Source organism: Streptomyces sp. NBC_00448 (assembly GCF_036014115.1).
Classification (GTDB): Bacteria; Actinomycetota; Actinomycetes; order Streptomycetales; family Streptomycetaceae; genus Actinacidiphila.
Window position 1 is genome coordinate 1,482,433 of sequence record NZ_CP107913.1, and the last position, 22,908, is coordinate 1,505,340.

Here is a 22,908-nt window from a genome sequence, read left to right on the forward strand (position 1 = left end):
CCAGCGGCGCTACGACCAACTGGCGTAGAGCGGCTTGCCCTCGGCGTACCCCGCGGCGCTCTGCACCCCGACGATGGCGCGCTCGGCGAACTCCTCCAGCGAGGCCGCGCCCGCATACGTGCAGGAGCTGCGCACGCCCGCCACGATCGAGTCGATCAGGTCCTCCACCCCGGGCCGGGCCGGGTCGAGGAACATCCGCGACGTGGAGATGCCCTCCTCGAACAGCGCCTTGCGCGCCCGGTCGTACGCCGACTCGTCGCTGGTCCGGTTGCGCACCGCGCGGGCGGAGGCCATACCGAACGACTCCTTGTACAGCCGGCCGTCGGCCGCCTGCTGGAGGTCCCCGGGGGACTCGTGGGTCCCGGCGAACCAGGAGCCGATCATCACGTTGGACGCGCCGGCCGCGAGCGCCATGGCGACGTCGCGCGGGTGCCGCACGCCCCCGTCGGCCCACACGTGCTTGCCGAGCCGCCGTGCCTCGGCCGCGCACTCCAGCACCGCCGAGAACTGCGGCCGCCCCACCCCGGTCATCATGCGTGTGGTGCACATGGCGCCGGGCCCGACGCCGACCTTGATGATGTCCGCGCCGGCCTCGATCAGGTCGCGCACGCCGTCCGCCGCGACCACGTTGCCGGCCACGATCGGCACCCGGGGGTCGAGGGCGCGCACCGCGCGCACCGCGGCGAGCATCGACTCCTGGTGGCCGTGCGCGGTGTCGACCACGAGCGTGTCGACGCCCGCGTCCAGGAGCTGCTTCGCCTTGCCCGCCACGTCGCCGTTGATACCGACCGCGGCGGCTATCCGCAGCCGCCCGTCGGCGTCCACGGCCGGCTGGTAGAGGGTGGCGCGCAGCGCGCCGGTGCGGGAGAGGATGCCGGCCAGCCGCCCGTCGGCGTCGACGGCCGGGGCGATCCGGCGGTGCGCGTTGTCCAGGCGGTGGAAGGCGTCGCGGGGGTCGAGGTCCGCGTCGAGGACCAGCAGGTCCCGGGACATCACCTCGGACAGCTGGGTGAAGCGGTCCACGCCGGTGAGGTCGGCCTCGGTGACGACGCCGACCGGGCGGCCGTCCTCCACCACGACGCCGGCGCCGTGCGCCCGCTTGGGCAGCAGCGAGAGCGCGTCGGCGACGGTCTGCGACGGGGCCAGGGTGATCGGCGTGTCGAGCACGAGATGGCGCTGCTTGACCCAGCCGATGACCTCGGTGACCACGTCGATCGGGATGTCCTGCGGGATGACGGTCAGGCCGCCGCGGCGGGCGACCGTCTCGGCCATCCGGCGGCCCGCGATCGCGGTCATGTTCGACACGACCAGCGGGATCGTGGTGCCGGTGCCGTCGGGCGCGCGCAGGTCCACCGCCTGCCGGGAGCCCACGGCGCTGCGGCCGGGCACCATGAACACATCGTCGTACGTCAGGTCGTACGGGGGCTGGACATCGTTGAGGAAACGCATACCGACTCTCTCACCTGCGGGTTCAACTGGGGCGGGCGGGGAGTCAGCACGGGCCGGGGACTGGCCCGGCTGCGGCTCCTCGGCCCATCATCCCCGAAATCCGCTGGTCGCGGGACCCGGCGGAGGTGCCTTCGTCGGTTTGCCCGATTCCCCGCGGTGTCGTTTTGTGGCTTTCTCCGAAGATCTCCCGGGGGCGCCAGGAGTTCCCCGTCTCACCCGGCGCTCCCGGACCGCCGGAGGGCCGGCGCCGTGCGGAGCAGGCACTCGTCGGCGCCGGGCGCGCCCAGCAGGCACAGGCCGACGGGAAGGCCGCCGACCCGGGCGACGGGGAGGGTGAGGGCCGGCAGACCGCCCAGCCCGGCCACGCAGGTCAGGGCGAGCAGGGCGGCACGGTCGCCCGAGGCGGGGACGGAGGTGCCGTAGGGCGGAGCGGGGGTGGGGGTCGCGGGAATCGCCAGGATCGCGCCGTCGAGGCGGTGGTGCAGCCAGGAGGCCAGCCGGGCCACGGTGGCGCGGGCCGCGGCCTCGGCCTCCGGGGTCACGCGCTCGGCCCGGGCGAGCCGCTCGGCGACGTGGGGTCCGAAGACGGGCCGGGCGCGGCCCACCCACGGGCCGTGCGCGCGCCACACCTCCGCCGCCTGGACCAGGGTGAAGGCGTCCCGGGCGTCCGCATGGGCGCACGGGGCACCGTCCGAGAACAGCGGTGCCGCGTCCATCGGGACGCCGAGCGCCCGTCCGAGACGGTCCGCGCGGGGGCGCAGCGCGGCGCGGACACCGTCGGCGGCGCACCCCCACAGGTCGGCGGGGACCAGGACGCGCCGCGCCGGCCGGTCGTCGCGGGGGGTGCCGGCGAGGAGCGCCGCGGCGGCCTCGGTGAGCAGCGGCAGGGTCCGGGTGAGCAGCGCCGGGGTGTCGAACGACGGCGCCAGGGGCGCGATGCCCCGACGGTCGGCGCGCGCGTGGGTGGGGCGCAGCCCGTACAGGCCGCAGTACGAGGCGGGCACCCGGATCGAGCCCGCCGTGTCGGTGCCGAGCCCGACGTCGGCGAGGCCGCCGGCGACGGCCGCCGCGGTGCCGCTGGAGCTGCCTCCGGTCAGCCGGCCCGGTGCGGCGGGGTTGGCGGGGGTGCCGTAGTGGGCGTTGGTGCCGCCGAGGCTGTAGGCGAGTTCGTCGGTGTGGGTCTTGCCGGCGTACCGGGCGCCCGCGGACAGCAGGCGCGCGACGGCGGCGGCGTGCGCGGGGGCCGGCGCCGCGGCGGCGAGCAGCAGCGGGTGGCCGCTGCCGGTGGGCGCGCCCTGGACGTCGATGACGTCCTTGACCGCGAGCCGTGCCCCGGCGAGCGCGACCGGTTCGTCCCGGTCGGCGTGGTGGGCGGTGCCGGCGGCGGGGACCTCGGCCGGGGCGGTGTCCGACGGGAGCCAGGGCACGAACGGGGCGATCAGCGGTGCGGGCGTCATGCGGGTATCGTCCCCGCGCCGGGGCCGGACGGCCCGGTGAGCAGGGGCGCCAGGTCGGCCTTCGGCAGGCAGATGTGGACGCCCTTCACGTCGTCCACGACCTGGGAGATCCGCACGTCGACCGCGGCGCTGAGGTAGGCCAGCGCGACCGGGGCGGGCAGCGCGCACCGCTCGGCGAGATACCCGAGCGCGGCGCGGGTCGCCTTGCGGACCGCCTCGTCCAGGTCGGTGTCCAGGCCGGTGACGAGGTGGTGCCCGGCGGTCTCGGCGTACGGCCCGGCCAGGCGCGCGGCCAGCCGGCGGATGGCCGGGTCGGAGTGCAGGACGAGCCGTACGGTCGCGCGCAGCGGTGCCTCGAAGGCGGTGAGGGCGACCTCGCCGTCGCCCTGGGAGAAGTGCGGGTCGCCCGCGTAGAACAGGGCGTCGGGCACCTGCACGGGCAGGAACAGCCGGGCGCCCTCGGTGAGCAGGCGGATGTCCAGGTTGCCGCCGTGCGGGCCCGGCGGCACCGAGTGCACGGGCCGCTCGGTCGCGGCGGCGACGCCCATGATGCCGAGGAACGGCCCGAGGGGGAACCGCACGGCGCGGCCGTCGCCGACCGGGAGCCGGCCCAGGCCGTCGTCGTCCACGTGCGCGACGAGGCTGACGGTCGGCACCGGCGCGCCCTCGGGGTGGCCGGGCGGCGGCGCCGGGTACTCGCCGGGCAGCGCGCCCCGGCCGTGCCGGTTGCTGATCACGCCGTACGCGGTGCGCCGCCGCAGCCGCAGCACCTCCACCTCCAGGACGTCGCCGGGCCGGGCGCCGGCGACGGCCACCGGACCGGTGACCACGTGCGGGCCGCGCCGGGCCGGGTCGAACGGCTGTGCGGTGGCGGCGAGTTCGGCCGCGTCCCGCAGGACCCGGCCGGCCGGGATGCCCGCGGCGGCGAAGAAGGCGGCCGGGTCCGCGCCCTGGTCCGGGAGGATGCCCTCGTGGCTGAGAGTGTCCAGGCACAGCGCGGTGCCCGGCGCGACGGTCAGGACGGGGCGGCTCGCGGCGTTCGGCAGCAGGCCCCAGCAGGTCGACTTCCGGTCCGCGGCGAGATACACCGAGCCGTCGGTCCCGCCCTCGTACGGCTGAAGTACGCTCATGGCCGGGGACCTTTGCATACAACTGTTACACGTCGGTTAACGCAGCGGCGGAGACGGGAGAGGCGGCCGGATGACCGAGCGGAGTGCGGTGCGGCGGCGCGACACCACGCAGACGGTGTGCGCGGCGATCAGGGCGGACGTCGTCGGCCACGTGTTCGCGCCCGGCGAGCGGTTGACCGAGGAGGGGCTGGCGACGCGCTACCGGGTCTCGCGCATCCCGGTCCGGGAGGCGCTGCGCACCCTGGAGTCGGAGGGCTTCGTCCACTCGCGGCCGTACGCGGGCACCTTCGTGGCGGAGTTGAGCGAGGCCGAGGCGGAGGACCTGCTCGGTATAAGGCTGTTGATGGAGCCCTTCGGCGCGGAGCGGGCGGCGCTGCGCCGCACACCCGTACAACTCGCCACCCTGGAACTGCTGATCGCCGAGGCCCGTGAGGCGCTGGCGGCCGGATCGGCGGTCGGGCCGGCCGGACTGGCCGCCCTCAACACCCGCTTCCACCAGGTGCTCGCGGAGGCGTCGGGGAGCCCGACGCTCGCCGCTCTCGTGGCGCAGCTCGGCTACAAGATCTCGTGGGTGTATTCACTCGGCCTTCCCCGGCGGGCGGCGGAGTCCTGGGACGAGCACGAGGGCATCGTCCGGGCGCTGCGCGACCGCGAACCCGAGCAGGCCCGGGAGCGGGTCGCCGAGCACATCCGGAAGGCGCAGGCGGCGTACCGCCTGCGGCGGCGCACCTGATCCTGCCCGCGTCCTGGACCGGCGCGGCCCGCCCGAGCCGATCGCGTCCACCCGGCGCTGCCGCCACCGCGCGCGCCGGGTGGAGAGGACACGGAAACACGGCCGTCATCGAAGTGCACCGAACCGTGTAATCAGCCATTTGTATACACCTTCCAGGAGCCCGAATCCGCTGCCGCGGAACCCGGAAGGAGCGTCCCGTGTTCGACCTCGTACTGCGTCGCGCGAAGATCGCCGAAAGAGAAGACCTCGTGGACATCGCGGTCGCGGGCGGCCTGATCACGGCGGTGGGCGCGATACCCGCGGACGCCGCCGCGGCGGAGACGATCGACTGCGACGGTCTCGTGGTGCTGCCCGGCCTGATCGAAGCCCATCTGCACCTGGACAAGGCCCTGCTGGACCGGGACCGCCCCAACCTGGCGGGCACCCTCGCCGGCGCGATCGAGGTCACCGGCGCGCTCAAGCGGGACTTCACCCCGCAGTCGGTACGGGCCCGCGCCGAGCGGGTGCTGCGGTGGGCGGTGGCGAACGGCACCACGCTGATCCGGGCGCACCCCGACGTGGACCCGCTGGCGGGCCTGACCGGCCTGGACGTGATGCTGGAACTGCGCGAGTCGTACCGGCACCTGGTGGACCTCCAGGTCGTGGCGTTCCCCCAGGAGGGCATCGAACGGGCCCCGGGTACATACGCGTTGCTGCGCGAGTCGCTGCTGCGCGGGGCGGACGTGGTGGGCGGCTGCGCGTACAACGAGGGCGACCTCGACGCGTGCCGACGGCACATCGACACCGTGTTCGCGCTGGCCGCCGAGTTCCGGGTGCCGGCCGACCTGCACGCCGACTTCGCCGACGACGCGGGCGACGCCCGCTTCGCGCTGGCCGAGGCCGTCGCCGACGCGACCGAACAGCACGGCATGGCCGGCCGGGTGACGCTCGGCCACGTCACCTCACTCGCCGGCCGACCGCCGGCCGAGCGCGCCCGGGTGATCGCCCGCCTCGCCGAGGCCGGCGTCGCGGTGGTCGCGCTGCCCGCCACCGACCTGCACCTGGGCGGCCGCACCGACCCCCAGGCCGTACGCCGAGGCGTCACCCCGGTCCGCGAACTGCTCGACGGGGGCGTGCTGACCGGCTTCGCCTCGAACAACATCCGCAACGCCTTCACCCCGTTCGGCAACGCCGACCTGCTCGACATCGGCCTGCTGCTGGCGCAGACCTGCCACATGGGCAGCCCCGCCGACACCGAGCGCATCCTGCGGATGGCCACCACCGACGCCGCCCGGATCACCGGCACCGACGCGGACTACGGGCTGCGGCCCGGCGCCCGCGCCGACCTCGTGGTGCTCGGCACCCGGCGCCGCGAGGACGCCCTCACCGACCGCCCGGACCGGCGCTACGTCGTCAAGCGCGGCCGGATCGTGGCCCGCACCACCCGCACCAGCGAAGTCCTCGACGCGCGGGTGCCGCAGGCCGTCTGACCTCCCGTCCGACCGTCCCTCCGCCGCCTCCGCCCCTCCGCCCCTCCCCCTCCGCGCTCTCTCCGCCCGCCGCGCGCCCGCGCCGCCGCCCGGTGGCTCCCCTCGCTCGCGCCGGGACCTCACCGCACCGCGTCCCACCTCACCACGTCACCGCACCGCAGCCCTCCTCACCCCGACCGCATCCCGCCAGGAGCCCGCCATGCGCGAACGCGTCCCGCACGAGATCGCCGCCTCCGTACTCGCCGCCACCACCGCCTTCGTCGGCGGCACCGCCCTGAACCTGCCGCCGTGGGCGATCTTCGTCTCCTGGGCCGGGCTGCACCTGATGGGCCCGCTCAGCCTGGCCAACGCCGCACGGCTCTGGGCCGCGATGCCGGTGGGCTCGGCGTTCGCGCTCGCCATCGTGCTGGCCGACCAGCACCTCGGGCCGCACGTGGACAACGGCCGCTGGGCCCAGGACGCGCTGCTCGCCGCGATCATCCTGGTGCTCAACACGGCCCTGATGTACACCGGCCGGCTCCGGGCGACCTCGCTGGTGCCGGGGATGTTCCTCGGCTTCGCCTCCTACTTCGCCACGTTCTTCGGCGGCTTCGGCTACCACGCGGGAAGCGTCTGGGCGGCCTGGGTGAGCGTGGTGGCCATGAACGCGCTCGGCCCGGTCTACGCCTACCTCGCCGGCCGGCTCACCTTCGCCCGCGCCGAGCCGGGCGACACCGCGACCGCGACCGCGGCGCACGCCGCACCGGCCGCCCAGGCCGGCCCGTCCCCCGCACGGGCCCGCTGACATGGCCGCCGACGTGCCCGCCCACCCCCCGGGTGCGCGGATCGACCACCCCAACGTCGTCGCCGAGGTGACCGCACTCGCCGACGCGTACGAAGACGCGCTGACCGGCAACGACATCCCGGTCCTCGACGCGATGTTCTGGGACGGCCCGCACACGGTGCGGCTCGGCGCGACGGAGGAGCTGTTCGGCACCGAGGAGATCGCGGCCTTCCGCCGTGGCCGCCCGGCCGCCGGGCTGGACCGGACCCGCACCCGAACCGAAGTCACCACCTTCGGCACCGACTTCGCGGTCACCACGACCGTGTTCGTACGCGCCGGCGTCCCGGGGGTGGGCCGGCAGTCCCAGACCTGGGTACGGCTCCCCGAGGGCTGGCGGGTCGTGGCCGCCCACGTCTCCCAGCGCCCCGGCGCCGGGACCGACCGGCCCGCGCCCGTGTCCCCGCACCCGCCCGTACCCGTACACGCCCCACCGTCCCGCGCGCAGCCGCCGCGGGTGTATGCACCGGACCACCCGACCGACGAACAGGGGACCCGACCGTGACCGGACCCGATCGCCCCGCCGCCGGCACGGGGGCGGAGTACGAGCACACCGCCGTGCCGGCGGGCGCCCGCAAGAGCCTGCTGTCGGTCGCCGGTGTCTGGGGCGGCTTCCCCATGTGCCTGGGCAACGCCGTCTTCGGCGGCCTGATCGTGTACAACCTCGGCCTGCGCGAAGGGTTCTGGGCCATCCTCGCCGGCAACCTCGCCCTGCTCGGATACGTCGGTGCGCTCAGCCACCACGCCGGTCGCACCGGCCGCAGCTTCGCGATGCAGGCGGCCGACGCGTTCGGCCCGCGCGGCAGGCTGCTGGTCACCGGCCTGCTCGCGACCGTGGTGATCGGCTGGTTCTCCTACCAGGTGGGGCTGACCGGCACCACCCTCCAGCAGGTGCTCGGCTGGACCCCGGTGTGGGGCGCCCTGCTCGGCGCGGTGGTCTACGTCGCCCTCACCGTCACCGGCATCCGCGCGCTGTCGCTGGTCGGCCTCGTCGCGGTGCCGCTCTTCCTGCTCACCGCCGGGCTGGCGTTCTGGTACGCGGCCCGCGGCGGCGCCACCGCGAGCGGCGCCCTGTCGTACCGCGGCCACGACCACGGCATCACCTTCTGGTCGGCGGTGGGGATCGTGGTGGCGGGGTTCGCGGACTCCGGCACCATGACCGCCGACTTCACCCGGTGGAGCCGTGACGGCCGCTCGGCCGTGTACGCGACCGCGGCGGCGTTCCCGTTCGGCAACACCGTGGCCTACCTGGTGGGCGGCGCGGTGGTCGCCACGGGCGGTGCCGCGCACCCGGCCACCGACGGCGGCTCCTTCCTCGGGCTGCTGGACGGGCACGGCGGCTGGATCACCGCGCTCGCGGTGCTGTTCACCCTGGCCAACCTGGGCTCGGTCGCCGCGCACTGCCTCTACAACGCGGCGGTGGGCTGGTCAGGGCTGACCCCGCTGCGGATGCGCCCGCTGGCGGTCCTGCTGGGCGCGGCCGGAGCCGCGCTGGCGCTCACCGGCGTGTGGACGTCGATCGTCAGCTGGCTGCAACTCCTGGGCATCCTGGTGCCGCCCATCGGCGCGGTGCTGATCGTCCACCAGTTCCTGGGGCGCCGGGCGGAGAACGGGGGTGCCGAGGGCTCCGCCACCACGGCACCAGGAGCCGTCACCGGAGCCGTCACCGCGGCCGGTGGTCCCGGCCTCCCCGCGGCCCTGCCCGGTAGCGTGCCGGTCCGCCGGGACCACGGGCTGCGGTGGCCCGCGACGGCGAGTTGGGCGGCCGGTTCGGGCGCCGCCTGGCTGCTGCACCACCTGGAGCCCGGCTCGCTCGACGCCCTGCTGGGCTTCTGCGTCGCCGCGTGCGCCTTCGGCGGCCACCACCTGGTGACGGCCAGGGTCCGTCCGCACGCGCCGGGCGGGCCTGCCGCCGCCGCGGTCGCCGCCGGGGCGGCGCGGCGGTGACGCCCGCCGAGCGCGACGCGCTGTGCTTCCTGCCTGCCACGGAGGTGGCCGCCGCCGTGGCGGCCCGGCGGTTGTCGCCGGTCGAGGTGGTGGACGCCGTGCTGGAGCGGATCGAGGCGGTGGACCCGGAGTTGGGGGCCTTCTGCACGCCGGTGCCCGACCGGGCCAGGGCGGAGGCGGCGGACCTCGCGGACCGCCTCGCCCGTGGGGAGGCGGCCGGCCCGCTGGCGGGCGTGCCGCTGGGGGTGAAGGACCTGATCGCGACGGCCGGCATCCGCACCACCTCGGGCTCGCCCGCCTACCGCGACCACGTGCCCGACCAGGACGACATCGTGGTGGAGCGGGTGAGGGGCGCGGGAGGGGTGGTGCTCGGGAAGACGAACACGACCGAGTTCGGCTACAGCCCGGCAGGACACAACCCGCTCTTCCCGCCCACGCGCAATCCCTGGGCCCCGTCCCTCACCCCGGGCGGCTCCAGCGCGGGCTCGGCCGCCGCGGTGGCCGCCGGGCTCGGTCCGGTGGCGCTGGGCAGCGACGGCGGGTGCTCGCTGCGCGTGCCGGCCTCCTTCTGCGAACTGGTCGGCATGAAGCCCTCGATGGGCCGGGTACCGGTCTGGCCCGGCTGTCGCGACGAGCGCTTCCCCGGCATGTCCGGATGGGAGAGCGTCGAGCACCTGGGAGCGCTGACCCGGACCGTCGCCGACACCGCGCTGCTGCTGTCGGTGCTCGCCGGGCCCGATCCGCGCGACCGGCACTCCGTTCCCTGCGGCGACGTGGACTGGCGCGCGGCCGCGCGGGCCGGGGCCGCCGAGGGGTGCGCGGGCCTGCGGGTCGCCTACAGCCCGGACCTGGGCTACCTGCCGGTGGACCCGGAGGTGCGCCGGGTGGTCGGTGAGGCGGTCGGCGCCTTCACGGACCTGGGCTGCGTGGTGGAGGAGGTCGTGCCCGGCTGGGCGGACCCGGCGGAGGCGTTCCAGGCGGTGATCACCGCCGAGACCGACCTGAGCGGGATGCGCGCCCTCGTGGACCGGTACGGCACCGAGATGTCACCGCACCTCGTCGCCTGGATGACCCGCGCGTGGACGGCGCGGGAGCTGACGGACGCGAACATCGCCCGCAAGGCGCTGGCCAACCGGATGGCCGGGCTGATGTCCCGCTACGACCTGCTGGTCACGCCGACCGCGGCCGTGGCGCCGTTTCCGGTCGGCGTCCAGGGGCCGGAGCGGATCGACGGCCGCGCGGTGGCCGACATGGCGTGGATCGGCTTCAACTACCCCGCGTCGCTGACCGGGCAGCCCGCGGTGAGCCTGCCGGCCGGCCGGACCCGCGACGGCCTTCCGGTCGGCCTCCAAGTGGTCGGCCGCCACCTCGCCGACGGCACCGTCCTGCGGGTCGCCGCGGCGTACGAGGTGGCGCGGCCGTGGGCGCACCGCCGTCCGCGAGCGGGGGACGCCGCCCAAGGGACAGCCGGCCGGGGGACGGTCGGCCGGGGGGCGTGAACCCGGCGCGCCGGTGGGCGCGCCGTCGGCGGTGGCGACCGTGATCGGCCCCGCCAGGAGTGGGCCGGGCGACTCGGGGCAGGTGGGCGTCATGGCCGTACTGAGGAGATTCGCCCGCCCGCTGCTCGCCACCACGTTCGTCGGCGGCGGCTTCGCCACTCTGCGCGAGTCGGCGGCAGCCGCCCCGGTCGGGCCGTCCGCCCCGCACGACCGGTACGACCCGCGGGGCGCTCCGGCGCCCGACGACGGGCTCTCGCCGGCCGACCGGCTCCGGCGGATCGCCCAGGACCCGCGGCAGGTCGCCCTGGTCACCGGCTCGGTACGGCTCGGCGCGGGCGTGCTGCTCGCCCTGGGCCGCTTCCCGCGCGTGTCGGCGGCCGCGCTCGCGGCGACGCTCGTGCCGACCGTGCTCACCGAGCAGCCGTACTGGCGACTTGAGGACCCGCGGGAGCGCGCCCGCGAGCGGGCCCGCTTCTTCCAGGACGTCTCGCTGCTCGGCGGTCTGCTGCTGGCCGCGGCCGACACGCACGGCAAGCCGTCGCTGGCCTACCGCACCCGCCATGCCGCCTCCGACGCGGGCGACTCCCTGCACCACGCGGTCGAGAGCGTCACCGACGGTGTGAAGGACCTCGCCGACGAGGTGAAGGAGTTCGCCGTCGACGTCCGCGACCGCCTGCCCGGCGCCTGACCCGGATCTGGGTGCCCCCGCTCCCCTTGGTCCGGGGGCGGGCCGCTCAGCCGTCGCCGCTCAACTGTCGCCGCCCCGGCGCTTGCCCGCCCACACCGCGAGCGCGACGACGGCCACGATGACCAGCAGCACCACGAAGACCGTCGACAGGCCCCCCGAGCCCCCGCCGCTACCGCTGCCGCTGCCGTAGCTGTGGTGATGGTGGTAGCTGTGGCCGTGTACGCGTGTCAGTCCCCCGAGATGCATGGCGTCGATCGTAGGGGGCGCGGCGCGGCGGACGGTCGCCTTCCGGTCACAGGCATGCCACAGGAAGATGCGCGCCGCCGTATCGGGGGACACGGCGCGGCGCACCCGCGATCACCAGGGACTTCGCGCCGGGCTGTGGCAGCATCGGCGCATGCTCGTGCTCGATCTGGCCGGAGTGGGCGACCGGCAGGAGTTCATGGACCGGGTCTCCGCCGACCTGCGGTTGCCCGACTGGTTCGGGCGCAACTGGGACGCGCTCGCGGACTGCCTCACCGACCTGTCCTGGTGGCCGGTCGAGCCCGGCGGCCGGCGGCTGCACGTGCGCAACTGGCAGGGTTTCGCCGCGGAACTCCCGCGGGAGTGGCGGATCGTCAAGGACATCCTCCGGGACGCCGAACTCTTCTGGCGCCACACCGACAGCGAACTGGCCGTCATCGTGGAAGGCGAGGACCCCACCGACACCGCGGCTTCGGGTGGCTAGCGGACCCTCTGGGGTGGTGCGGCCTCTTCCCCGGAAGAAGGGGGCGCCCCGAACGGGCGCGCGGGGGTACTCCCCCTGGCTCCGCCGGGGGCGCCCCCACCCGGGCGAAGCTCCGGGAGAACCGCGCGAGCAGCCCGCCACCGGCGGGTGATCCCCCAACCGACGGAACCACGCACCCCGGAGGGTCACGCCACTGGCCACCCCTCCGATCCCGGCCGCCGTGCCGGGTGAGGGCCCCGGCAGGTGTCCATCCCGGTCGGCAGGGCAATGCGGACTTCCCCTCGCGACCGCACTCTCAGATCTTCGGGACCGGGTCGTCGTGTCTCCGGGATCAGGGGTCGGGCCGCCGTACCGTGTGCACCAACTACTGTTGCTGCACCTCTAGTTGCACACCTGTACCTGATTTCCAGTGCTTCGGGCCCACCGGCCGGCGACGGCCGGCGGACTCCCAGCACGGTCTGGAGTTCCATGGCCCGCCTGCTCCGGCCGGCCGGCGGGTTCTCCCCCACCGGCCAAGCACCCGAATTACGAGAAGGATTGTGAAATGACGTCAGCCGACGTGTCGACCAGGCCCGGTCCGCGCCCTGCCACCGATGAGCCGCGCCAAGTGCACCTGGTCGACCTGACCGTGATGCCAAGCGTCCGCTACAGCGCCGTACTCGGCTACATGCAGGCAGCCGCCCAGGCCGACCCGGAGCTCGCCGCGAGCTGCTCCTTCACCAAGCACGTGTACATGAAGGCCGGGGACGCCTTCGAGGGCGCCTGCGCCAAGGTGCTGGACGCCCTGGACAACCCCTTGGCCGTCGCCTTCACGGTGTACTACTGGAACCGGGCCAGCTCCACGGAGTTGGCCCGCAGGGTCAAGGAGCGCTGGCCGAGCTGCCGCATCGTGCTCGGCGGCAACGACGTGACGCACCAGCAGGAGGCCGTGTTCGCGGAAGCACCCTGGGTGGACGTCCTCGTCCACGGCGAAGGAGAGATCCGCTTCCGCGACCTGCTGCGGGTCTTCCTGCACCAGGAGGAGCGGGCCGCTGCCGAGAAGGAACTGGCCGAAGTTCCCGGCATCAGCTTCCTGCGCACCGACGGCGAGGTGGAGACCACCGCCGAGGCCCCGCGCATCGCCGACTTCGACGAACTGCCCTCGCCGTTCGAGGGCGACGTCTGGTCCGACGAGGACATCGCGCGGTCCCAGATGCTGGTGTACGAGACCAACCGCGGCTGCCCCTACTCCTGCTCCTTCTGCTACTGGGGAACCGGGGCCACCAACTCCAGGGTCCGCCAGTTCTCGATGGAACGCATCAAGGCCGAACTGGAGCGGATCATCCGGGTCTGCGCCGACAACACCCGGATGTTCATCGCCGACGCCAACTTCGGCATGCTCGCCCGCGACGTCGAGATCGCCGAACACGTGGTGGAGCTGTGCCAGCGCTACAACAAGCGGCTGCTGGTGATGACCAACTGGGCGAAGAACACCAACGGCCGCGTCGTGGAGATCGCCAGCATCCTGTACAAGGCGGGGCTGACCGGCGCCATCACGCTGTCCGCGCAGTCCTTCAACGCCGAGGTGCTGCAGATCGCGAACCGGAAGAACATCCGGGTGTCGCACTACCGCCGGATGCAGACCCAGTTCCGCGCCCTGGACATCCCGACCTACACCGACCTCATCTGGGGCCTGCCCGGTGAGACCCTCGTATCACTCCTGGAGGGCATAGAGGAGGCGATAGCCTCCGGCGGCTCCCCCGTCGTCTACCCGCTGTTCCTGCTGAACAACACCGACTACACGCACGAGCGGTTCCGCGACGAGCACGGTCTGAGGACCACGCACATGCCCTGCGACCCGGGCAGCACGGACCTGTATTCCGATGTGGTGACCGAGCACTCGCGGATGCCGTTCGAGGACTGGCTCACCGGGATCGTCCTTCGGCTGCCGCTGACGCTCTTCCACAAGTGCCTGCTGCGCTGCACGCTGCGGGTGCTCGCCGAAACCTCCGGGGCGCGCACGGTCGACCTGCTCCAACTGCTCGAGACCTTCCTGCGCGAGAAGGTCGAGGACCCGGTCGTGGCCTGGCTGATGGCCGACTACGAGCGTGCCTGGCGCGAGCCGGACAACTTCGACGCCAAGACGATCTACGGCCACGCGGGGCGGTCGATGATCCAGGAGGAGATCCACTACCAGGCGATACTGCGCCGGATGGTGAGCGACGAGGGCCGCGCCGCCCGGCATGCCCGCGCCGCCGTGGACTTCCTGTACGAGGCGCTCGCCGAGCAGGGACGTCCGCTCCCGGACCGCGCCGAACTCGACAGGGTGACCGAACTGGACATGGCCGCAGCGGCGGTGTTCCGGGCCGGGATCACCCACGAGGCGGAGCAGCACGACATCGCCGTTCCGGCGCCGATGTACGAAGTGCTGCGGTCGTACGGCGACGTGCCCGCCCAGTCCGGCCTGGCCTCGTCGGCCGACGGCCTCGTGCACGGCCGTGTCGAGGTACCCGAGTTCCGTGCGCGCTACCCCTTCAGCCCGTACACGCTGTCCGTCTGGCATGCGAGCGGACGCCCCTTGCACGATGTCAACATCAGCCTGACCGTGCAGCAGCTGCCGGAACGCGGCATGGACGAGAACGAGGCGGACGCGGTGTCCCACATCGCGTAGTCACCGACACCGAACGGTGCGGCGCCCGCCCCGCGGGGCGGGCGCCGCACCGTTCGCTCTCCGCCAACGCCCCTCGGGCTTCCGGCGGTTCACCCCGATCACCCGGGGCGGTCAGACACACACGACGTACCCGGGGCTCGTCCACCGTACTGGCGGGCTGCTCCGGGGTGGTGCGGCCTCTTCCCCGGAAGAAGGGTGCGACCCGAAGGGGCGCGGGGACCGCGCGAGCAACCCACCACCGGCGGGTGGTCCCTCAACCGACGGAACCACGCACCCCGGAGGGTCACGCTAGCCACCCGTGGCCAGCGAACCGTCCGGGTCGACCCGGTCCAGCGCGGGACGGGGCGCCGGCCCGGTGGAGTGCAGCAGGAAATCCGCCGCGGCCGTGTCCGTCACGAGGCTCGTCACCAACCCGGACCGCAGCACCGCGTTGATCGCCTCGGCCTTCCGCATCCCCCCGGCGATGGCGAGCACCTCCGGAATGCGGCGCAGCCGATCCGCGTCGATCGTGATGCACCGATCCCGCAGATCCCGTCCGACCCGGCGCCCGCGGGCGTCGAAGAGGTGCGACGACATCTCCGCGGCCACCCCGAGGCTCGCGTAGTGCTCGCGCTCGGCACCGGAGACGGCGTCGTACACCGTGGAGATCCCGGCCTCCCACGAGCCGATCGAGACGACCGCGACGGTGACCTTCTCGAAGTAGCTCATCGCGGCGGCGATCTGGCCCTGGGCGCGGAGCGCGGCGGCGGTGGCGGGGTCGGCGAGCACCATGGGCGCGTACAGCGGGTGGGCCTCGCCGCCGGAGACGGCCGCGGCGGTGCGGACCGCCTCGACCGAGCCGCGCTCGGCGGTGCCGACGTCGTACACCCCGGTGAGCTGGACGACGGTGCAGGGCGCGAGCCGGTCCAGCGCGTTGGCCATGGTGATGATGGAGCGGCCCCAGGCGAGGCCGAGCACGTCGCCGTCGCTGACCAGCTCGCCGAGCAGGTCGGCGGCGACCGCGCCGAGGTTCTCCGGGTCGGGCGCGTCGGCCTGGTCGGCGGGGGTCTCCACGACAACCGCGTGCCGCAGCCCGTAGTGGGCGCGCAGCGCGTCGGAGCGCTCGGCGTCGAGCTCCGCGGGCACCCGGATCTCGATCCGCACCAGGTCGCGTTCGAGCGCGGTCTCCAGCACCCGGGCCACCTTGAAGCGGCTGACCCCGAACTCCTCCGCGATCTGGATCTTGGACTTGCCCTCCAGGTAGAAGCGACGTGCCATCGCCGCGGCCTGGACCATCTCGCCCGGGCCCATGCGCACCTGTGCGCGGCCTGTGCTCACGTCGGCTCTCCCCAGTCACCCATCTGATCAGCTCCGCTGCCATCTTCCCAGACGCCGGGGGTTACGGGCGCGTAGTCCGGGGCCGATCCGGCCGTACGGAGTGATCCGCTCCGACCGTTCGACCGCCGGTCCGCTGCCGTTCCCCCGGCGTACGGAACGCCGCCGTACCGGACGCCGCCGCGTGAGGCGGCACCGTACGGCTCGCCGGCGCTCAGTGCGCGCCGACCGCGTCGGCCTGCGCCCGCAGCGACCGGATCGCGGCGGCCGGATCGTCCGTGCCGTAGACCGCGGAGCCGGCCACGAAGACGTCGGCGCCGGCCTCGGCACAGCGCTCGATGGTCTCCGCGGAGACCCCGCCGTCGACCTGGAGCCACATCTCCAGGCCGTACTTGTCGATCAGTGCCCGGGTACGGCGGATCTTGGGCAGCATGATGTCGAGGAACGCCTGGCCGCCGAAGCCGGGCTCGACCGTCATCACCAGCAGCATGTCCAGCTCGGGCAGCAGGTCCTCGTACGGCTCGATCGGGGTGGCCGGCTTCAGCGCCATCGAGGCGCGGGCGCCCTTGGCGCGGATCTCGCGGGCCAGCCGGACCGGCGCGGCGGCGGCCTCCACGTGGAAGGTGACGGAGCCCGCGCCGGCCTCGACGTACCCCGGCGCCCAGCGGTCGGGCTGGTCGATCATCAGGTGGCAGTCGAGCGGGATGTCCGTGGCCCGGCCCAGCGCTTCGACCACCGGCAGGCCCAGTGTCAGGTTCGGCACGAAGTGGTTGTCCATCACGTCGACATGGAGCCAGTCGGCACCCTTGGCCGCGTCGGCCGCCTCGGCGAGCCGGGCGAAGTCGGCGGACAGGATGCTGGGGTTGATCTGCGCGGTCATGGTGCCCAAGCAAACCAGATCCGACGCGCGCGTGTGCGACGGCCCGTGACCGCGGGGTGCGGCCGGCCGGTCCGCGGGGCCGCTACGGGGCGGGCGCCGGGCCGGGCGGGGGCCGGGCGCGCGCCGGGCGGGGGCCGGGCGCGCGCCGCGGAAGGCGCGCGCCGCCGTGGGCAGAGGCGTGAGCAGGGCATGGGCACGGCGTCGGCAGGGGCGCGGGCAGGGGCGTGGCCGGCGGCTGTGGTACCTCCCGGTAACCCGCCGCAGCGCACTCCCGTCAGAACTCTTGACGGAGTATCAACACAAGCCGACACTTCGTCGTGCCGACTTCCAACACCGTCGGTCATTTTGCAACACGCGGCGGTGGGCGCCGCCCGCTCCGCGCCCCATTCACGGTGCCCGCGCGCCCCTCCCCCCACCGAAGGAGACGGCACGATGCGCCCCACAGCACCCGCACGACCAGCGCTCCCGCACGGGTACGCGCGCCCGCTCCGCCGGCCGCTGGCGGCAGCGGTCGCGGCCCTGCTGATGCTCTCCCTGCTCGTCCTGTTCGGCTCGACCCCCCGGGCGCACGCCCTGGACAACGGCCTGGCCCGTACGCCCCCGATGGGCTTCAACGACTGGAACGCGTTCGGCTGCAGCGTCAGCGAGCAGCTCATCGAGCAGACCGCGGACTACCTGGTCTCCTCGGGCCTGAAGGACGACGGGTACACCTACGTCAACATCGACGACTGCTGGATGACGAAGAACCGCGACTCGGCCGGGAACCTCGTGCCCGACCCGGCGAAGTTCCCCGACGGGATCAGCGGCACCGCGGCGTACGTCCACGCCAAGGGCCTCAAGCTCGGCATCTACGAGAGCGCCGGCACCGCGACCTGCGCCGGCTACCCCGGCAGCCTCGACCACGAGCAGCAGGACGCGAACAGCTTCGCGTCCTGGGGCGTGGACTACCTGAAGTACGACAACTGCAACAACCAGGGCGTGCCCTGGGAGCAGCGCTACGACGCCATGCGGGACGCGCTCGCCAGTACCGGCCGGCCCATCGTCTTCAGCATGTGCGAGTGGGGCGAGGACAACGTGTGGACCTGGGGGGCCGCCACCGGCAACCTGTGGCGCACCACCGGTGACATCAACGCGTCGTTCGGTTCGATGCTGTCGATCTACCACAGCAACGTGCAGCTCGCGCAGTACGCAGGGCCGGGCGCCTGGAACGACCCGGACATGCTGGAGGTCGGCAACGGCATGTCCTTCACCGAGGACCGCAGCGAGTTCAGCCTGTGGGCGGAAATGGCCGCGCCGCTGATCGCCGGCACCGACCTGCGCTCGGCCACCCCGGCCACGCTGTCGCTCTACGGCAACAAGGCGGTCATCGCGGTCGACCAGGACTCGCTGGGCAAGCAGGGCACCCAGGTGTCGTCCTCCGGCGGGCTCGACGTGCTCACCAAGCCGCTGTCCAACGGCGACGTGTCGGTGGCGCTGTTCAACGAGAACTCCGGCACGGCCACCATCAGCACCACGGCCGCCGCGGTCTCCGCACCGTCCGCCTCGTCGTACAAGCTGACCAACCTGTGGACCAACGAGGTCAGCACCACCAGTGGCGCGATCTCGGCCTCCGTGCCCGGCCACGGCACCGTGATGTTCCGGGTCTCCCCCGGCAGCGGCAGCAGCGTCGGCACCACCCACCCGCTGCTCGGCGCCTCCTCGCACCGCTGCCTGGACGCGAACGGCGGCGCGACCGCCCCCGGCACCGCGATCGACATCTGGGACTGCGACGGCGGCAGCAACCAGGCCGTCACCCTCACCTCGGCCGGTGAACTGCGGCTGTACGGCGGGACCCAGTGCCTGGACGCCTACGACAACCAGACCACCTCCGGCACCAAGGTCGAGCTGTGGACCTGCAACGGCGGCGCCAACCAGCAGTGGCACCTCAACCCGGACGGCACCGTCACCGGCACCCAGTCCGGCCTGTGCCTCGACGTCACCGGCGGCGACAAACCGGCCGGCAACACCAACGGCACCGCGCTGGAGCTGTGGTCCTGCAACGGCGGCGCCAACCAGCAGTGGAGCCTGTCCTGACCCCACCCCTCCGAACCGCGGCCCCCGGCGCGCACCACACCCGCGCCGGGGGCCGCCCCCTCCCACGGACGACCGCGTGTCCGGAGTCAGCGGCGGCGGAGGAGGGAGAGGTACATCGCGTCGGTGCCGTGGAGGTGCGGCCACAGCTGGATGTCGGGGCCGTCGCCGAGAGCGGGGACGCCGGGGAGCAGGGGGCGGGCGTCGACGGGGTCGGCGTCGGGGGCCTGCGAGGAGCGCAGCACGTCGTCGACGACCGCGCGGGTCTCGGCCAGGTGCGGGGAGCAGGTCGCGTACGCGACCACGCCGCCGGGCCGTACCGCCGTCAACGCCTCGGTGAGCAGGGCGCGTTGGAGCGGTCCAAAGCCGCCGACGTCCTCCGCGCGGCGCCGCCAGCGCGCTTCCGGGCGGCGGCGCAGCGCGCCCAGACCGGTGCAGGGCACGTCGACCAGCACCCGGTCGAAGGAGCCGGGCCTCCACACCGGGCGGGTGCCGTCCGCGACGACCACCTGGTAGGGACCCGGGTTGCCGTGCAGCGCGCGCCCGACCAGCCGGGCCCGGTGCGGCTGCTTCTCCGCGGCGACCAGCAGCGCGCCGCGCTCGGCGGCCAGCGCCGCGAGGAGCGCCGCCTTCCCGCCGGGGCCCGCGCAGCCGTCGAGCCAGCGCGTGTCGGGACCGTCCAGCGGCGCCGCGGCCAGCGCGGCGGCGACCAGCTGGCTGCCCTCGTCCTGGACCCCGGCGTCCCCGTCGCGGACCGCCGGCACCGCGGCCGGGTCGCCGCCCTCGGCGAGCCGGAGCGCGTAGGGCGACCAGCGGCCCGGTTCGGTCGTCTCCGGGGGCAGCGAGGAGGCGATCTGCTGCGGGGTGCTGCGGCCCGGGCGGGCCACCAGCGTGACCTCGGGCCGCTCGTTGTCGGCCGCGAGCAGGTCCTCGATGCCGGCCCGGCCGCCGCCGAGCGCGTCCCACAGCGCCGTCACCACCCAGCGCGGGTGCGAGTGCACCACGGCCAGGTGGTCCTCCGGGTCCTCGTCGTACGGCGGGGCGACCTGTGCCAGCCACCCGTCCAGGTCCTGCGCGGAGATCCGGCGCAGCACCGCGTTCACGAACCGCGCCCGCCCGTCGCCCAGCACCACCCGGGCCAGCTCCACGCTCGCGGAGACCGCGGCATGCGTGGGGATACGGGTGCCGAGCAACTGGTGGGCGCCCAGCGCCAGTACGTCCAGGACCGGCGGGTCCACCTCGCGCAGCGGGCGGTCCACGCAGGCCGCGATCACCGCGTCGTACGTGCCCTGGTGGCGGAGCGTGCCGTACACCAGCTCGGTGGCGAGCGCCGCGTCCCTGCGGTCGAAGGTGCGGCCCTTCTTCACCGCGTCCTGCTCCGCGGCGCGCAGCAACCCCGGCAGCACCAGGTTCGCGTACGCGTCCCGCTCCCCCACCGCCCGCAACGCCTCGAACGCCAGCACCCTGACGGGGTCCTTCTGCGGACGACGGTACGGCTTGCCCTGCGTGCTCTTCAAAGGTGCTCCGGTCATGTCTTACGGGGGTACGGCTCGCCTACAAGCGTAAGGGGCCGCACTTACAGAACAGGCGCCCCGGGGGCTCAGGCCCCGAACCGGCTCCCGGGTTCGATCCGGGTGCCCCGGGCCCAGTCCGCGGCCCCCATCATCTTCTTGCCGACCGCCTGCACGTCGCCGAGCCGGACCGGATGGCTGCCGGTGCCCACGAAGACGGCCTTCTTGGTGACCGAGATCTCCCCGGGCGCGAGGGCCTCCGCGTCGGGCTCGGGAACGACCGGCCCGAGCTTGACCCGCTCACCGGCAAGCAGCGTCCACGCCCCAGGGGCAGGCGTGCACCCCCGGATGAGCCGGTCGACGCGCAGCGCGGGCGCGGTCCAGTCGACGGCCGCGTCCTCGACGGTGAGTTTGGGCGCGACGGTGATCCCGTCGGCGGGCTGCGGCCGGCCGACGAGGTCGCCGCTGTCGATGCCGTCCATCGTGGCGACCAGCAGCCGCGCCCCGCTATGCGAGAGCCGCGTCAGCAGGTCACCGCTGGTGTCGCGGGGCCGGATCTCCTCGGTGACGACACCGTAGACGGGCCCGGAGTCCAGTCCCTGCTCGATGAGGAAGGTGGACGCGCCGGTCACCTCGTCCCCGGCCATCACGGAGTGCTGCACGGGCGCGGCGCCGCGCCAGGCGGGCAGCAGCGAGAAGTGCAGGTTCACCCAGCCGCGGGCGGGCACGTCGAGCGCCACCTTCGGCAGGAGCGCGCCGTAGGCGACGACCGGGCAGCAGTCCGGGCCGATCTCCCGCAGCCGGGCCAGGAAGTCCTCGTCACGCGGCCGGGCCGGCTTGAGCACCTCGATCCCGGCCTCCTCGGCACGCTGCGCGACCGGGCTGGCCAGCAGCTTGCGGCCGCGGCCGGCGACGGCGTCCGGCCGGGTGACGACGGCGACGACCTCGTGCCGGTCGGAGGCGAGCAGGGCGTCCAGTGCGGGTACGGCGACCTCGGGGGTGCCGGCGAAGACGAGCTTCATCGTGCGGGGTGTACCTCTCGGTGGGCGGCGGCTCGGCGGGTGACGGTACGGCGGGTGTCGGCTCGGCCGGCGGGGGCTCGGTGTGCTGCCGCACGGCTCACAGGGCGCGGCCGAACGTGTCGTGCGGCGAGATCTTCACCTGCGGGGCGCCCTGCGCGCCCCAGTCGGCCTCGCGGATCGCCTTCATCGCCTCCTTGCGCCGCTCGGCGTCGAGCCGGTCGACGAAGATGATGCCGTCGAGGTGGTCGGTCTCGTGCTGGATGCAGCGGGCCAGCCGCTGGGTGCCGTCGAGGGTGACCGGGTCGCCGTACATGTTGAAGCCCCGGGCCACGACGCCGTACGCGCGCTCGCAGTCGTAGGTGAGGCCGGGCAGCGACAGGCAGCCCTCGGGGCCGTCCTGCAACTCGTCGCTGAGCGTGAGTTCGGGGTTGATCAGATGGCCGAGTTCGCCTTCGACGTTGTAGGTGAACACCCGCAGGGACACGCCGAGCTGGGGCGCGGCCAGGCCGGCGCCCGGGGCCTCCAGCATGGTGTCGGTCAAGTCCTTGACGAGGTTGCGCAGTTCGAGGTCGAAGGTGGTGACCGGCTGCGCCGTCATGCGCAGCACCGGGTCGCCGAACAGGCGGATGGGCTTGACGGACACGGGCACGGTCTCCTGGGGCGGTCGGGGCGCCGGGCGCACCACGGGCGGACGACGGGCGGGGGTCAATTCTAGGGCGGTCCGCGACAGGGAGTGCACGCGGACGGCGCGCGCCCCCGGGGCGGCCGCCGCGCCGGTCGGGCGTGACTCCTGGGGGCGGTGGCGCGTTGGTCAAGAGAGTTTGACCGAAATCGGGCTCGCACACGGCTACAACGTGCGGCCCGATCCTTGTCATCGTCGGTTGGAGAGGCTTGTTGATGCCCGACCACGCAACTCCCGATGCTCAGGCACGGGCCAGCCTGCACCTGCTGGTGCGGGACATCGAACGGGTCCGCCGGCAGGTGGACGCGCTGCGGACCCTGACCGCCCAGCTCGGGAACGTCTACCGACCGCGGCGCGGCGGGCCCTCGGCCGGGTTCGTGGTGTACGGGCGGGCGCCGGCTCCGACGGTGCGGCTCGCCCAGGAGTTGCGGGACAGTGTGGAGACCCTGGTGACGGCCGCGGTGGAGTTCGACCGCTCGCTCGGGTTCTCCTGGGACGCGGTGGGGTCCGCGCTGGGGGTCACGAAACAGGCGGTGCACCGCCGGTACGGGTCCCGGCGGGCTCCTGCGGAGGGCGCCGCGCCGACGGTTCCTGCGGCTCGCTCCGTGGAGGAGGATCAGCCCGTGCAGTCCGTTGGCACGGGGCCTGAGCGGACCCACGGCGCCCCCTTCCCCGGGCCCCGGATGCCCTGACGGACGACGGCGCCCCAGGGGCGCTGGGGGCACCTCCCAGGCGAAGCTCTGGGGGAGGAACTGCGCGACAAGCCCACCACCGGCCGGTGGTCCGGACACGACAGCAACAGCCCCTTCGGACCGGTGGCGACGCGCGCCACCATCGCGGCTGGTCGCTGGGGGTCCCCC

At 74.2% G+C, this 22,908-nt stretch carries 20 protein-coding genes; 11 read left to right on the forward strand and 9 right to left on the reverse strand.

Annotated features, from left to right (window positions below; translation table 11 throughout):
• Positions 1–9: 9 nt before the first annotated feature.
• The 3 genes from OG370_RS06230 to OG370_RS06240 all read right to left on the reverse strand — a co-directional run bounded on the left by OG370_RS06230 (position 10) and on the right by OG370_RS06240 (position 4,036).
• Positions 10–1,449, reverse strand: a complete 1,440-nt coding sequence (locus tag OG370_RS06230; RefSeq protein ID WP_328461433.1) for a GuaB1 family IMP dehydrogenase-related protein — start codon at positions 1,447–1,449, stop codon at positions 10–12.
• 212 nt (positions 1,450–1,661) lie between these two features.
• The gene (locus OG370_RS06235) at positions 1,662–2,906 is read right to left on the reverse strand and encodes an amidase family protein (protein WP_328461435.1); all 1,245 of its coding nucleotides are present in this window, start codon (positions 2,904–2,906) and stop codon (positions 1,662–1,664) included.
• Entirely contained in the window at positions 2,903–4,036 is a 1,134-nt protein-coding gene (locus OG370_RS06240) for an acetamidase/formamidase family protein (protein ID WP_328461437.1), read from the reverse strand. Before OG370_RS06240 ends, OG370_RS06235 begins: the two co-directional genes overlap by 4 nt.
• A 70-nt stretch (positions 4,037–4,106) precedes the next feature.
• Between OG370_RS06240 and OG370_RS06245 the strand changes: the two genes are divergently transcribed.
• From OG370_RS06245 to OG370_RS06275, 7 genes are all read left to right on the forward strand, one after another.
• On the forward strand, positions 4,107–4,769 hold the full coding sequence (locus OG370_RS06245) for a GntR family transcriptional regulator (protein WP_328461439.1): 663 nt from the start codon (positions 4,107–4,109) through the stop codon (positions 4,767–4,769).
• Positions 4,770–4,966: 197 nt separating this feature from the next.
• A complete protein-coding gene (locus OG370_RS06250) occupies positions 4,967–6,238 on the forward strand; it encodes an amidohydrolase family protein (RefSeq protein WP_328461441.1) in 1,272 nt (423 codons plus the stop codon).
• A gap of 199 nt (positions 6,239–6,437) precedes the next feature.
• Complete coding sequence (locus tag OG370_RS06255; RefSeq protein WP_328461443.1) at positions 6,438–7,022, forward strand: DUF1097 domain-containing protein; 585 nt, start codon at positions 6,438–6,440, stop codon at positions 7,020–7,022.
• Between the two features lies 1 nt (position 7,023).
• Positions 7,024–7,563 (forward strand): oxalurate catabolism protein HpxZ, encoded by a 540-nt coding sequence (gene hpxZ / locus OG370_RS06260; RefSeq protein WP_328461445.1) that lies wholly within the window; start codon positions 7,024–7,026, stop codon positions 7,561–7,563.
• A complete protein-coding gene (locus OG370_RS06265; protein ID WP_328461447.1) occupies positions 7,560–9,005 on the forward strand; it encodes a cytosine permease in 1,446 nt (481 codons plus the stop codon). Before hpxZ ends, OG370_RS06265 begins: the two co-directional genes overlap by 4 nt.
• Positions 9,002–10,504 carry an amidase gene (locus OG370_RS06270; protein WP_328461449.1) on the forward strand — a complete coding sequence of 501 codons (1,503 nt, stop codon included), beginning with the start codon at positions 9,002–9,004 and terminating at the stop codon, positions 10,502–10,504. Before OG370_RS06265 ends, OG370_RS06270 begins: the two co-directional genes overlap by 4 nt.
• Positions 10,505–10,595: 91 nt before the next feature.
• A complete protein-coding gene (locus tag OG370_RS06275) occupies positions 10,596–11,192 on the forward strand; it encodes a DoxX family protein (RefSeq protein WP_328461451.1) in 597 nt (198 codons plus the stop codon).
• Between the two features lie 60 nt (positions 11,193–11,252).
• Here OG370_RS06275 and OG370_RS06280 read toward each other — a convergent pair whose 3' ends face one another.
• Positions 11,253–11,438: a hypothetical protein gene (locus OG370_RS06280; RefSeq protein WP_328461453.1), complete on the reverse strand. Its 186-nt coding sequence runs from the start codon at positions 11,436–11,438 to the stop codon at positions 11,253–11,255.
• Positions 11,439–11,589: 151 nt separating this feature from the next.
• Here OG370_RS06280 and OG370_RS06285 point away from each other — a divergent pair, with 151 nt between their 5' ends.
• Both OG370_RS06285 and OG370_RS06290 read left to right on the forward strand, forming a co-directional pair.
• Positions 11,590–11,919: a barstar family protein gene (locus tag OG370_RS06285; RefSeq protein ID WP_328461455.1), complete on the forward strand. Its 330-nt coding sequence runs from the start codon at positions 11,590–11,592 to the stop codon at positions 11,917–11,919.
• A gap of 544 nt (positions 11,920–12,463) precedes the next feature.
• Positions 12,464–14,569, forward strand: coding sequence for a radical SAM protein (locus tag OG370_RS06290; RefSeq protein ID WP_328461457.1), 2,106 nt, complete (start codon positions 12,464–12,466; stop codon positions 14,567–14,569).
• A gap of 288 nt (positions 14,570–14,857) precedes the next feature.
• Here the strand turns inward: OG370_RS06290 and OG370_RS06295 are convergent, their stop codons facing one another.
• Positions 14,858–15,859, reverse strand: coding sequence for a sugar-binding transcriptional regulator (locus OG370_RS06295; protein WP_328473847.1), 1,002 nt, complete (start codon positions 15,857–15,859; stop codon positions 14,858–14,860).
• A gap of 238 nt (positions 15,860–16,097) precedes the next feature.
• Positions 16,098–16,763, reverse strand: a complete 666-nt coding sequence (gene rpe, locus OG370_RS06300) for a ribulose-phosphate 3-epimerase (protein WP_328461459.1) — start codon at positions 16,761–16,763, stop codon at positions 16,098–16,100.
• A gap of 432 nt (positions 16,764–17,195) precedes the next feature.
• On the opposite strand from rpe, the gene OG370_RS06305 reads away from it, so the two are divergent.
• Positions 17,196–18,836, forward strand: a complete 1,641-nt coding sequence (locus OG370_RS06305) for a glycoside hydrolase family 27 protein (protein ID WP_443060622.1) — start codon at positions 17,196–17,198, stop codon at positions 18,834–18,836.
• An 86-nt stretch (positions 18,837–18,922) separates the two neighbouring features.
• On the opposite strand, the gene OG370_RS06310 is transcribed toward OG370_RS06305, so the two are convergent.
• From OG370_RS06310 to def, 3 genes are all read right to left on the reverse strand, one after another.
• Complete coding sequence (locus OG370_RS06310) at positions 18,923–20,365, reverse strand: RsmB/NOP family class I SAM-dependent RNA methyltransferase (RefSeq protein ID WP_328461461.1); 1,443 nt, start codon at positions 20,363–20,365, stop codon at positions 18,923–18,925.
• A 68-nt stretch (positions 20,366–20,433) separates the two neighbouring features.
• A complete protein-coding gene (gene fmt / locus OG370_RS06315) occupies positions 20,434–21,366 on the reverse strand; it encodes a methionyl-tRNA formyltransferase (protein ID WP_328461463.1) in 933 nt (310 codons plus the stop codon).
• 97 nt (positions 21,367–21,463) lie between these two features.
• A complete protein-coding gene (gene def / locus OG370_RS06320; protein ID WP_328461465.1) occupies positions 21,464–22,009 on the reverse strand; it encodes a peptide deformylase in 546 nt (181 codons plus the stop codon).
• A gap of 254 nt (positions 22,010–22,263) precedes the next feature.
• Between def and OG370_RS06325 the strand changes: the two genes are divergently transcribed.
• Entirely contained in the window at positions 22,264–22,740 is a 477-nt protein-coding gene (locus OG370_RS06325; RefSeq protein ID WP_328461467.1) for a hypothetical protein, read from the forward strand.
• Positions 22,741–22,908: the final 168 nt, after the last annotated feature.

Excerpts from the sequence above, each read along its gene's own strand:
- OG370_RS06280 (WP_328461453.1), bottom strand. The coding sequence starts at position 11,438 with ATGCATCTCGGGGGACTGACACGCGTACACGGCCACAGCTACCACCAT.
- OG370_RS06255 (WP_328461443.1), top strand. The coding sequence starts at position 6,438 with ATGCGCGAACGCGTCCCGCACGAGATCGCCGCCTCCGTACTCGCCGCC.
- OG370_RS06230 (WP_328461433.1), bottom strand. The coding sequence starts at position 1,449 with ATGCGTTTCCTCAACGATGTCCAGCCCCCGTACGACCTGACGTACGAC.
- OG370_RS06305 (WP_443060622.1), top strand. The coding sequence starts at position 17,196 with ATGCGCCCCACAGCACCCGCACGACCAGCGCTCCCGCACGGGTACGCG.
- hpxZ (WP_328461445.1), top strand. The coding sequence starts at position 7,024 with ATGGCCGCCGACGTGCCCGCCCACCCCCCGGGTGCGCGGATCGACCAC.
- OG370_RS06325 (WP_328461467.1), top strand. The coding sequence starts at position 22,264 with ATGCCCGACCACGCAACTCCCGATGCTCAGGCACGGGCCAGCCTGCAC.
- rpe (WP_328461459.1), bottom strand. The coding sequence starts at position 16,763 with ATGACCGCGCAGATCAACCCCAGCATCCTGTCCGCCGACTTCGCCCGG.
- OG370_RS06240 (WP_328461437.1), bottom strand. The coding sequence starts at position 4,036 with ATGAGCGTACTTCAGCCGTACGAGGGCGGGACCGACGGCTCGGTGTAT.
- OG370_RS06310 (WP_328461461.1), bottom strand. The coding sequence starts at position 20,365 with ATGACCGGAGCACCTTTGAAGAGCACGCAGGGCAAGCCGTACCGTCGT.
- OG370_RS06245 (WP_328461439.1), top strand. The coding sequence starts at position 4,107 with ATGACCGAGCGGAGTGCGGTGCGGCGGCGCGACACCACGCAGACGGTG.
- fmt (WP_328461463.1), bottom strand. The coding sequence starts at position 21,366 with ATGAAGCTCGTCTTCGCCGGCACCCCCGAGGTCGCCGTACCCGCACTG.
- OG370_RS06275 (WP_328461451.1), top strand. The coding sequence starts at position 10,596 with ATGGCCGTACTGAGGAGATTCGCCCGCCCGCTGCTCGCCACCACGTTC.
- OG370_RS06295 (WP_328473847.1), bottom strand. The coding sequence starts at position 15,859 with ATGGGCCCGGGCGAGATGGTCCAGGCCGCGGCGATGGCACGTCGCTTC.
- OG370_RS06290 (WP_328461457.1), top strand. The coding sequence starts at position 12,464 with ATGACGTCAGCCGACGTGTCGACCAGGCCCGGTCCGCGCCCTGCCACC.
- OG370_RS06235 (WP_328461435.1), bottom strand. The coding sequence starts at position 2,906 with ATGACGCCCGCACCGCTGATCGCCCCGTTCGTGCCCTGGCTCCCGTCG.
- OG370_RS06285 (WP_328461455.1), top strand. The coding sequence starts at position 11,590 with ATGCTCGTGCTCGATCTGGCCGGAGTGGGCGACCGGCAGGAGTTCATG.